This window comes from Pseudomonas sp. B21-012 (genome assembly GCF_024749305.1).
Classification (GTDB): domain Bacteria; phylum Pseudomonadota; class Gammaproteobacteria; order Pseudomonadales; family Pseudomonadaceae; genus Aquipseudomonas.
Genome location: NZ_CP087197.1, coordinates 4,866,079 through 4,877,284, shown reverse-complemented (window position 1 = coordinate 4,877,284; position 11,206 = coordinate 4,866,079). Strand labels below are relative to the sequence as shown.

The window sequence follows — 11,206 nt, the reverse complement described above, 5'->3', positions numbered from 1 at the left end:
AAACGCGTGTCCTTGATCGCTTCTGACCACTTCCGCATCGTTGTCGGCCTCGGCAAGAGCGGCATGTCCCTGGTTCGCTTCCTGGCGAACCGGGGCATTGCCTTTGCGGTTGCCGACACCCGTGACAACCCGCCGGAACTGGACACCCTGCGCCGTGATTTCCCGCAGGTGGAAGTGCGCTGTGGCGAGCTGGACGTCGAGTTTCTCTGCCGCGCCGACGAGCTGTATGTCAGCCCCGGCCTGGCCCTGGCCACCCCGGCCCTGCAACAGGCCGCTGCCCGTGGCGTGAAGCTGTCGGGCGATATCGAACTGTTCGCCCGCAACGCCAAGGCGCCGATCATTGCCATCAGCGGCTCCAACGCCAAAAGCACCGTCACCACCCTGGTTGGCGAAATGGCCGCCGCGGCAGGCAAACGTGTGGCGGTCGGCGGCAACCTCGGTACCCCGGCGCTGGATTTGCTCAGCGACGACGTCGAGCTGTACGTGATGGAGCTGTCGAGCTTTCAGTTGGAGACCACCGACCAGCTCAACGCCGAAGTGGCCACCGTGCTCAACGTCAGCGAAGACCACATGGACCGCTACAGCGGCCTGCCGGCCTATCATCTGGCCAAGCACCGGATCTTCCGTGGTGCGCGCCAGGTGGTGGTCAACCGCCAGGATGCCCTGAGCCGGCCTCTGTTGTCTGAAGGCCAACCGGTATGGACCTTTGGTCTGAACGCCCCCGACTTCAAAGCCTTCGGTCTGCGCGAAGAGAGCGGCGAGAAGTACCTGGCGTTCGAATTCCAGAATCTGATGCCGGTGCGCGAGCTGAAGATTCGCGGCGCCCACAACCAGTCCAACGCCCTGGCGGCCCTGGCCCTGGGCCATGCGGTCGGTTTGCCGATGGACACCATGCTCTCCAGCCTGCGCACCTTCGCAGGCCTTGCCCACCGTTGCCAGTGGATCCGCGAGCGCAACGGCGTGAACTGGTATGACGACTCCAAGGCGACCAACGTCGGTGCCGCCCTGGCGGCGATCGAAGGCCTGGGCGCCGATATCGACGGCAAGCTGGTGCTGGTCGCCGGCGGCGATGGCAAAGGTGCCGACTTCAGCGCCCTGCGCGCACCGGTTGCAGCCAACTGCCGCGCCGTTGTGCTGCTTGGCCGCGATGCCGAGCGCCTGGCGCAAGCCCTGGGCGACGACGTGCCGCAGATCCGGGTGAACACCCTCGATGAAGCCGTGCAGCAATGCGCCGAACTGGCCCAGCCTGGCGATGCCGTGCTGTTGTCGCCGGCCTGCGCGAGCCTGGACATGTTCAAAAACTTCGAAGAGCGTGGGCGCCTGTTCGCCCAGGCCGCAGGAGGGCTGGCATGATCTTCGGCATCATCAAGCCTTATCCATCGCCGCTGATCAGCGGTCGCGGCATCGACCTCGATTTCGCCATGCTCGCCGGTTGCCTGGCGCTGCTCGGCCTCGGCCTGGTGATGATCACCTCGGCGTCCTCGGAAGTCGCCGCGGCGCAGTCGGGCAACCCGCTGTATCACATGTTTCGCCACCTGGTGTACGTGGCCATCGGCGTCTTTGCCTGCATCGTCACCATGATGGTGCCGATCGCCACCTGGCAGAAGATGGGCTTCACCATGCTGGTCGGCGCCTTCGGCCTGCTGGTGCTGGTACTGGTGCCGGGCATCGGCCGCGAAGTGAACGGCTCGATGCGCTGGATCGGCTTCAGCTTCTTCAACGTCCAGCCCTCGGAAATCGCCAAGGTCTTCGTGGTCATTTACCTGGCCGGTTACCTGGTGCGTCGCCAGCAGGAAGTGCGCGAAAGCTGGATGGGCTTCTTCAAGCCGTTCATCGTGCTGTTGCCAATGGCCGGCCTGCTGCTGATGGAGCCGGACTTCGGTGCCACGGTGGTCATGATGGGCGCGGCGGCAGCGATGCTGTTCCTTGGTGGCGTCGGTCTGTTCCGTTTCAGCTTGATGGTGGTGCTGGCGGTGGCGGCGGTGTTCATCCTGGTCCAGGCCCAACCCTACCGGATGGCACGTTTGATCACCTTTACCGACCCCTGGTCGGATCAGTTCGGCTCCGGCTACCAGCTGACCCAGGCGCTGATCGCCTTCGGTCGCGGCGAGTGGCTGGGTGTCGGCCTGGGCAACAGCGTGCAGAAGCAGTTCTACCTGCCCGAAGCGCACACCGACTTCGTCTTCTCGGTGCTTGCCGAAGAACTGGGCGTGGTCGGCTCGCTGGTCACCGTGGCGCTGTTTGTGTTCGTCACTGTGCGCGCGCTGTACATCGGCCTGTGGGCTGAAAAAGCCAAGCAGTTCTTTGCCGCCTACATGGCTTTCGGCCTGGCCTTCCTGTGGATTGGTCAGTTCCTGATCAACATCGGCGTGAACGTCGGCCTGCTGCCGACCAAGGGCCTGACCCTGCCGTTCCTCAGTTACGGCGGTAGCTCGCTGGTGATCTGCTGCGCCTGCGTCGGTTTGCTGCTACGGATCGAGTGGGAGAGCCGCACGCACCTGGGCAGTGAAGAACACGAATTCGATGAAAGCGATTTTGCCGAGGAGCCGAATCATGGCCGCTAACGGCAAGAACGTATTGATCATGGCTGGTGGCACCGGGGGCCACGTGTTCCCGGCGCTGGCCTGCGCCCGTGAATTCCAGGCACGCGGCTTCAGCGTGCACTGGCTGGGCACCCCCCGCGGTATCGAGAACGAGCTGGTGCCCCAGGCAGGTCTGCAATTGCACCTGATCCAGGTCACCGGCCTGCGCGGCAAGAGCAAGCTGTCGTTGCTCAAGGCGCCGTTCACCCTGGTCAAGGCCGTGCTCCAGGCGCGGCGGATCATTCGTCAGCTCAAGCCGGTCTGCGTGGTCGGCTTTGGTGGCTACGTGACCGGCCCCGGTGGCGTTGCCGCCAAGCTCTGCGGCGTGCCGGTGGTGATTCACGAGCAGAACGCCCGCGCCGGTACCGCCAATCGGCTGCTGGTGCCCTTGGCTGGCCGAGTCTGCGAAGCTTTCCCCGACACCTTCGCGGCGTCGGACAAACTGCGCACCACCGGTAACCCGGTGCGCAGCGAACTGTTCATGGAAACCCTGCGCGAGCCCCTGGGCGCGCGCAGGCCTCGCTTGCTGGTACTCGGCGGAAGCCTGGGTGCCGAACCGCTGAACAAGCTGCTGCCCCAGGCCCTGGCCCAGGTGCCTCAGGAGATTCGTCCCGAGGTGTTCCACCAGGCTGGCAAGCAGCACGACCAGATTACCGCCGAGCGTTATCGCCAGGCGGGTGTCGAGGCTCAGGTAGAGCCGTTCATCAAGGACATGGCCCATGCCTATGGCTGGGCTGATCTGGTGGTCTGCCGCGCGGGTGCGCTGACTGTCAGCGAGCTGGCTGCGGCCGGCTTGCCCTCGATGCTGGTGCCCTTGCCCCATGCCATCGACGACCACCAGACCCACAACGCCCATTATCTGGCCCGTGAAGGCGCTGCCTTCCTGATGCCACAAGCGACAACTGGCGCAGCGCAACTCGCTGAACGCCTGAACGAGGTGCTGATGCAACCGGAAAAACTCACCACCATGGCCGCCACTGCCCGGCGACTGGCCAAGCCCGCTGCCACCCGCACCGTGGTCGATATCTGTCTGGAGGTGGCCCATGGTTGAGAATCAAAAAGCCATGCCACAACCGGAAATGCGCCGTATCCGTCGCATCCACTTCGTCGGTATCGGCGGCGTGGGCATGTGCGGTATTGCCGAAGTGCTGCTGAACCTGGGTTACCAGGTGTCGGGCTCCGACCTCAAGACCTCGCCGGTCACCGAGCGTCTGGAATCCTTCGGTGCGCAGATCTTCATCGGTCACCGTGCCGAGAACGCCGCCAGCGCCGATGTGCTGGTGGTCTCGAGCGCCATCAACACCGCCAACCCGGAAGTCGCCACCGCCCTTGAGCGGCGCATTCCGGTGGTGCCGCGGGCCGAGATGCTCGCCGAGCTGATGCGCTACCGCCACGGCATCGCCGTTGCCGGTACCCATGGCAAGACCACCACCACCAGCCTGCTGGCCTCGGTGTTCGCCGCCGGTGGCCTGGACCCGACCTTCGTCATCGGTGGCCGCCTCAATGCAGCCGGCACCAATGCCCAGCTCGGCACCAGCCGCTACCTGATCGCCGAAGCCGATGAAAGCGACGCCAGCTTCCTGCACCTGCAGCCGCTGGTGGCGGTGGTCACCAACATCGACGCCGACCATATGGCGACCTACGAAGGCGACTTCAACAAACTGAAGAAAACCTTCGTCGAGTTCCTCCACAACCTGCCGTTCTACGGGCTGGCGGTGATGTGCCTGGACGATCCGGTGGTGCGCGAGATCCTCCCGCAGGTCAAGCGGCCGGCGGTCACCTATGGCTTCAGCGAAGAAGCCGACGTGCGCGCGATCAATGTCCGCCAGTCGGGCATGCAGACCCACTTCACCGTGCTGCGCCGCGATCGCGAGCCGCTGGACGTGTCGGTCAACATGCCGGGCAATCACAACGTGCTCAACGCCCTGGCGACCATCGCCATTGCCACCGACGAGGGCATCAGCGATGAAGCCATTGTCCAGGGCCTTTCGGGGTTCCAGGGGGTAGGGCGGCGCTTCCAGGTCTACGGCGAACTGCCGGTAGAGGGCGGCAGCGTGATGCTGGTCGACGACTACGGCCACCACCCGACCGAAGTCGCGGCGGTGATCAAGGCCGTGCGCGGTGGCTGGCCTGAGCGGCGCCTGGTGATGGTTTACCAGCCGCACCGTTACAGCCGCACCCGCGACCTCTACGACGATTTCGTCCAGGTCCTGGCCGACGCCAACGTACTGCTGCTGATGGAAGTCTATCCGGCCGGCGAAGAGCCGATCCCCGGTGCCGACAGCCGTCAGCTGTGCCACAGCATCCGCCAGCGCGGCCAGCTCGACCCGATCTACATCGAGCGCGGCATCGAGCTGGCGCCGCTGGTCAAGCCGCTGCTGCGCGCTGGCGACATCCTGCTGTGCCAGGGTGCCGGTGACATCGGTGGCCTGGCCCCGCAATTACTCAAGAGTCCGTTGTTCGCTGGTGCTGTTGCCAGTCAGGGGAAGTCGAAATGACTGATAACGCATACGCCACTTTGCACTCGACCATCGACCCGAAAGCCTTCGGCCGCGTTGCCGTGCTGTACGGCGGCAAGAGCGCCGAGCGCGAGGTTTCGCTGAAATCCGGCGCCGCAGTCATCCAGGCGCTGACCAGCGCCGGTGTCGATGTGGTCGCCATCGACGTCGGTGACGATCTGCTGCAGCGCCTACTGAGCGAGAAGATCGACCGCGCCTTCATCATCCTCCACGGCCGTGGCGGTGAAGACGGCAGCATGCAGGGCTTGCTGGAGTGCCTGGGCATCCCTTATACCGGCAGCGGCATCCTCGCTTCGGCACTGGCCATGGACAAGCTGCGGACCAAGCAGGTCTGGCACAGCCTGGGGATTCCGACCCCGCGCCACGCGGTGCTGAGCAGCGAAGCCGACTGTATTTCTGCAGGTGCGGAACTGGGCTTCCCTTTGATCGTCAAACCGGCCCATGAAGGTTCCAGTATCGGTATGGCGAAAGTGCAGGGTGTCGACGAATTGATCGCCGCCTGGAAGGACGCCGCTACCTACGATTCGCAAGTGTTGGTCGAACAATGGATTCATGGTCCGGAGTTCACCGTCGCGACCCTGCGTGGCCAGGTGTTGCCGCCGATTGCCCTGGGCACGCCGCACACCTTCTATGACTACGACGCCAAGTACATTGCCAACGATACCCAGTACCGCATCCCGTGCGGCCTGGACGCGGCCAAGGAACAAGAGCTGATCGACCTGACTGCCCGTGCCTGCGACGCCATCGGCATCGCCGGCTGGGGCCGCCTGGACGTGATGCAGGACGAGCAGGGGCGTTTCTGGCTGCTCGAGGTCAACACCGCACCAGGCATGACTGATCACAGCCTGGTCCCGATGGCGGCACGCGCGGCCGGCCTGGACTTCCAGCAGTTGGTGCTGGCGATCCTGGCGGCAAGCGCCCCGGCGCGAGGTTAAGCCCATGCAAGGCGCGATGTTACGTCATCAGCAACCCGCCCCCGGCCGTAACAAGCCGGTGCCGCGTGGTGCCAGCCGGATGGTGGCCAAGGAGCCACTGTCGGCGCGCCTTCCCAAGGCCAACTTCAGCGTGTTCAAGCGCCTGCTGTGGCCGGTGCTGCTGGTCGTCGCAGGTTTTGGCGCCTACGAAGGTGCCCAGCGCCTGATGCCGTACGCCGATCGGCCGATTACCAAGATCGCCGTACAGGGCGACCTCAGCTACATCAGCCAGCAGGCGGTGCAGCAGCGGATCGCCCCCTACGTAGCAGCGAGCTTCTTCACCGTCGACCTGGCGAGCATGCGCGCGGAACTGGAGCAGATGCCCTGGATCGCCCACGCCGAAGTGCGCCGGGTGTGGCCGGATGAAGTGGTGATCCGCCTGGAAGAACAGTTGCCGGTCGCGCGCTGGGGTGACGAAGCCTTGCTCAATAACCAGGGCCAGGCCTTTACCCCGCGTGAACTGGCCAACTACGAGCACCTGCCGCAGCTGTTCGGGCCGCAGCGGGCGCAGCAAAAAGTAATGCAGCAATATCAGGTCCTGAGCCAGATGTTGCGGCCGATGGGCTTTTCGATTGCCCGGCTGGAGTTGCGCGAGCGCGGCAGCTGGTTCCTGACCACCGGTGCCGGTAGCGCCGGGCCAGGTATCGAACTGCTGCTGGGACGCGATCATCTGGTGGAAAAGATGCGCCGCTTCATTGCCATTTACGACAAGACACTCAAAGAACAGATCACGAACATCGCCCGCATCGATCTGCGTTATGCCAATGGCCTGGCTGTTGGCTGGCGGGAACCGAATGCACCGACGACGGCCCAACCCGCCGTTGCGAAGAATTAGAGAGAGGCAGGACCCATGGCAAATGCGCATAGCGGCAAAATGATCGTCGGGCTGGATATCGGCACCTCCAAGGTCGTGGCACTGGTGGGCGAAGTCGCCGCCGACGGCACCCTGGAAATCGTCGGTATCGGCACCCACCCATCGCGCGGGCTGAAGAAGGGCGTGGTGGTCAATATCGAGTCCACCGTGCAGTCGATCCAGCGTGCGGTCGAAGAGGCCCAGCTGATGGCTGGCTGCCGGATCCACTCGGCGTTCGTCGGTGTTGCCGGCAATCACATCCGCAGCCTGAACTCCCACGGCATCGTCGCCATCCGCGACCGTGAAGTCAGCGCCGCCGACCTTGAGCGCGTGCTCGACGCCGCCCAGGCCGTGGCCATTCCGGCCGACCAGCGGGTCCTGCACACCCTGCCGCAGGACTACGTGATCGACAACCAGGAAGGCGTGCGCGAGCCACTGGGCATGTCCGGCGTGCGTCTGGAAGCCAAGGTCCACGTGGTCACCTGCGCCGTCAATGCCGCGCAGAACATCGAAAAGTGCGTGCGTCGCTGCGGCCTGGAAATCGACGACATCATCCTCGAGCAACTGGCCTCGGCTTACTCGGTGCTGACCGATGACGAGAAAGAGCTTGGCGTGTGCCTGGTCGACATCGGTGGCGGCACCACCGACATCGCCATCTTCACTGAAGGCGCGATCCGTCACACCGCGGTGATCCCGATTGCCGGCGACCAGGTGACCAACGACATCGCCATGGCCCTGCGTACCCCGACCCAATACGCCGAAGAGATCAAGATCCGTTACGCCTGCGCCCTGGCCAAGCTGGCCGGCGCCGGTGAAACCATCAAGGTGCCGAGCGTCGGCGACCGTCCGCCGCGCGAACTGTCGCGCCAGGCCCTGGCCGAAGTGGTCGAGCCGCGTTACGACGAGCTCTTTACCCTGATCCAGGCCGAACTGCGTCGCAGCGGCTACGAAGACCTGGTACCGGCGGGCATCGTCCTGACCGGCGGTACCTCGAAAATGGAAGGCGCGGTAGAACTTGCCGAGGAAATCTTCCACATGCCGGTACGCCTGGGCGTGCCGCACAGTGTTCGCGGCCTTAGCGATGTGGTGCGCAACCCGATTTATTCCACCGGTGTGGGCCTTTTGACCTACGGCCTGCAAAAGCAGTCCGACGGCTTGACCCTGACCGGTATCAGCAGCAGCAACAACGGCTATGGCGATGAACCGAAGGCTCCAGCGTTCGAACGCTTCAAACGCTGGGTCCAGGGCAACTTTTAAAGTTTCAAAGCAGTAGTAGTAGGCGCAAAAACTAGAGAACTGTAAGGAGAGGGAAAATGTTCGAGCTCGTAGACAACGTCCCGCAAAGTCCGGTCATCAAAGTGATCGGCGTCGGTGGCGGCGGTGGCAACGCCGTCAATCACATGGTCAAGAGCAACATCGAAGGCGTCGAATTCATCTGCGCCAACACCGATGCTCAAGCGCTGAAAAACATCGGCGCGCGCACCATCCTGCAACTGGGTACCGGCGTGACCAAGGGCCTGGGTGCCGGGGCCAATCCGGAAGTCGGCCGCCAGGCCGCGCTGGAAGACCGTGAGCGCATCGCTGAAGTGCTGCAAGGCACCAACATGGTGTTCATCACCACCGGCATGGGCGGCGGTACCGGTACCGGTGCGGCGCCAATCATCGCCGAAGTGGCCAAGGAACTGGGCATCCTCACCGTTGCCGTGGTGACCCGGCCGTTCCCGTTCGAAGGCCGCAAGCGCATGCAGATTGCCGACGAGGGCATCCGTGCACTGGCTGACAGCGTCGACTCGCTGATCACCATCCCCAACGAGAAGCTGCTGACCATCCTCGGCAAGGACGCCAGCCTGCTGTCGGCGTTCGCCAAGGCTGACGACGTACTGGCCGGTGCCGTTCGCGGTATCTCCGACATCATCAAGCGTCCGGGCATGATCAACGTCGACTTCGCCGACGTGCGTACCGTGATGAGCGAGATGGGCATGGCCATGATGGGTACCGGCTGTGCCAGCGGTCCTAACCGTGCACGTGAAGCGACCGAGGCAGCCATCCGCAACCCGCTGCTCGAAGACGTCAACCTGCAGGGCGCTCGCGGCATCCTGGTAAACATCACCGCAGGTCCTGACCTGTCGCTGGGTGAGTACTCGGACGTCGGTAGCATCATCGAGGCCTTCGCATCCGATCACGCCATGGTCAAGGTCGGTACCGTTATCGATCCGGACATGCGCGACGAGCTGCACGTTACCGTGGTTGCCACTGGCCTGGGTGCGAAAATCGAGAAGCCGGTCAAGGTTATCGACAACACCATGCAGACCGCTGCGGCGCAGACCCCGGCTCCGGCCCCTGTACGCAACGAGTCGTCGGTTAACTACCGTGACCTGGAGCGTCCGACCGTGATGCGCAACCAGGCCCACGCCGGTGCTGCGGCGGCTGCAAAACTTAATCCGCAAGACGATCTGGACTACCTGGACATCCCGGCATTCCTGCGTCGTCAGGCCGATTAATGAAATTTATCAGGGGTATAAGGGTGATTGGTGTTCAGCAAAGGCCGGGTCTGGTATTATCCTCAGCCTTTGTTGATACCAGTTCGCAATTTGCGCTGAAGCGGCCAATGCCATGATTAAACAACGCACCCTGAAGAATATTATCCGTGCCACAGGTGTCGGCCTGCACTCCGGGGAAAAGGTTTACCTGACCCTCAAACCTGCACCTGTGGATACCGGCATCGTATTTCGCCGTGCCGACCTCGACCCCGTGGTGGAAATTCCCGCCCGCGCGGCCAACGTCGGCGAGACCACCATGTCGACGACACTGGTCAACGGCGATACCAAGGTAGACACGGTTGAGCACTTGCTCTCGGCCATGGCTGGCCTGGGCATCGATAACGCCTACGTCGAGCTCTCCGCGTCCGAAGTGCCGATCATGGACGGTAGCGCTGGGCCCTTTGTATTCCTGATTCAATCTGCCGGCCTGGAAGAACAGGACGCAGCCAAGAAGTTCATCCGCATCCTGCGCGAAGTGACAGTGGAAGACGGCGACAAGCGCGCTACTTTCCTGCCATTCGACGGGTTCAAGGTGAGTTTCGAGATCGATTTCGATCACCCGGTGTTCCGCAACCGGACCCAAAGCGCCAGCGTGGACTTTTCCAGCACCTCGTTTGTGAAGGAAGTCAGCCGCGCCCGTACCTTCGGGTTCATGAGTGACATCGAGTACCTGCGCAAGCACAACCTCGCACTCGGTGGCAGTGTGGAAAACGCCATCGTGGTCGACAAGGACGGCGTGCTCAACGAAGACGGTCTTCGCTACGAAGACGAATTCGTCAAGCACAAGATCCTCGACGCCATCGGCGACCTCTACCTGCTGGGCAACAGCCTGATCGGCGAGTTCAAGGGCTACAAGTCCGGACACGCGCTGAACAACCAGCTGCTGCGCAAGCTGATCGAGGAAACAGACGCCTGGGAAGTGGTGACTTTCGAAGATGCCAGCACGGCACCGATCTCTTACATGCGTCCGGTTGCGGCAGTGTAAGTACGAACACTCTCTTCTTTAGTTTTTTTCGGCCACCTTCGGGTGGCCTTTTTTATGCCTGTTGCCCCTGTAGGAGCGGGCTTGCCCCGCGATAGCAGGCGCATTGGGAATACCCTCAAGAGTCCGCCGCATCCTTATCCCGCGCATGGCTGGCCAACCGCTCCAGCGCCGCCCGCAGCTTCGGATCGCTGATGCCTTCAGCCGTCGCCTGAATACTTTCGGCCGCCCGGCTCGACAGGTCGGCGGTGTGCCCGGCCGCGCGGCTCTGGGTGGTCGGTGGCTGTACCTTGAACAAAATCCGCGTCAGGCTGGCAAAGGCTTCCAGAGTCTGCAGCTGGCGTTGCAGGCGTTTTTGCTGGTAACGCAGGCGGGTGGCCCAGTGGCCGTCGGTGACGATCAACAACAGCGTGCCCTCGCGCCAGGAAGCGAGGTGGCAATGTTCGCGGGCCGCCGGCTGCAGCTGGCTGTCGAGCAGCTTCTGCAGTTGCGCCAGGCGCTGGGCCTGGCTGAACAGGGCTTTGAGCGGCCGGGCTTCGCGCAGAAGGACAGCGGGAGCGCGGGCTGGCGAGGGGCGAAAAGCCATGAAGGGACACCTGAAGTTACAGAGCTGCCATCTTAGCAGATCGCCACAGGCAGGCCCTGTTTGCGCTGCGAGGGTAAAACTTCATGTTGCAATGGCTTGAAGTTGGCGAAAAAGGCCTTATTTTAACCATGCCCCGTCAAAGCGCTGTGCCAGCATCGTGGAAATCCGCC

10 protein-coding genes are annotated in these 11,206 nt (G+C 63.3%); 9 read left to right on the top strand and 1 reads right to left on the bottom strand.

The window, feature by feature from the left end; all coding sequences use genetic code 11:
- Positions 1-6: 6 nt before the first annotated feature.
- From murD to lpxC, 9 genes are all read left to right on the top strand, one after another.
- Entirely contained in the window at positions 7-1,353 is a 1,347-nt protein-coding gene (gene murD / locus LOY37_RS22220) for a UDP-N-acetylmuramoyl-L-alanine--D-glutamate ligase (protein ID WP_258715736.1), read from the top strand.
- The gene (gene ftsW / locus LOY37_RS22215; protein ID WP_045197333.1) at positions 1,350-2,564 is read left to right on the top strand and encodes a putative lipid II flippase FtsW; all 1,215 of its coding nucleotides are present in this window, start codon (positions 1,350-1,352) and stop codon (positions 2,562-2,564) included. Before murD ends, ftsW begins: the two co-directional genes overlap by 4 nt.
- Positions 2,554-3,633 carry an undecaprenyldiphospho-muramoylpentapeptide beta-N-acetylglucosaminyltransferase gene (murG, locus tag LOY37_RS22210; protein ID WP_093379822.1) on the top strand — a complete coding sequence of 360 codons (1,080 nt, stop codon included), beginning with the start codon at positions 2,554-2,556 and terminating at the stop codon, positions 3,631-3,633. Before ftsW ends, murG begins: the two co-directional genes overlap by 11 nt.
- Positions 3,626-5,080 carry a UDP-N-acetylmuramate--L-alanine ligase gene (murC, locus tag LOY37_RS22205; protein WP_045197336.1) on the top strand — a complete coding sequence of 485 codons (1,455 nt, stop codon included), beginning with the start codon at positions 3,626-3,628 and terminating at the stop codon, positions 5,078-5,080. The genes murG and murC overlap by 8 nt, the downstream gene beginning before the upstream one ends.
- Positions 5,077-6,036 (top strand): D-alanine--D-alanine ligase, encoded by a 960-nt coding sequence (locus LOY37_RS22200; protein ID WP_093379827.1) that lies wholly within the window; start codon positions 5,077-5,079, stop codon positions 6,034-6,036. Before murC ends, LOY37_RS22200 begins: the two co-directional genes overlap by 4 nt.
- A 4-nt stretch (positions 6,037-6,040) precedes the next feature.
- Positions 6,041-6,910, top strand: a complete 870-nt coding sequence (locus tag LOY37_RS22195; protein ID WP_038998876.1) for a cell division protein FtsQ/DivIB — start codon at positions 6,041-6,043, stop codon at positions 6,908-6,910.
- 15 nt (positions 6,911-6,925) lie between these two features.
- Positions 6,926-8,185, top strand: coding sequence for a cell division protein FtsA (gene ftsA, locus LOY37_RS22190; RefSeq protein ID WP_010220793.1), 1,260 nt, complete (start codon positions 6,926-6,928; stop codon positions 8,183-8,185).
- Between the two features lie 56 nt (positions 8,186-8,241).
- A complete protein-coding gene (ftsZ, locus tag LOY37_RS22185) occupies positions 8,242-9,429 on the top strand; it encodes a cell division protein FtsZ (RefSeq protein ID WP_045197340.1) in 1,188 nt (395 codons plus the stop codon).
- 112 nt (positions 9,430-9,541) lie between these two features.
- Positions 9,542-10,453 (top strand): UDP-3-O-acyl-N-acetylglucosamine deacetylase, encoded by a 912-nt coding sequence (gene lpxC / locus LOY37_RS22180; RefSeq protein ID WP_028943297.1) that lies wholly within the window; start codon positions 9,542-9,544, stop codon positions 10,451-10,453.
- A gap of 115 nt (positions 10,454-10,568) precedes the next feature.
- Here lpxC and LOY37_RS22175 read toward each other — a convergent pair whose 3' ends face one another.
- Positions 10,569-11,036, bottom strand: a complete 468-nt coding sequence (locus LOY37_RS22175; protein WP_258715735.1) for a DUF721 domain-containing protein — start codon at positions 11,034-11,036, stop codon at positions 10,569-10,571.
- Between the last annotated feature and the right edge of the window lie 170 nt (positions 11,037-11,206).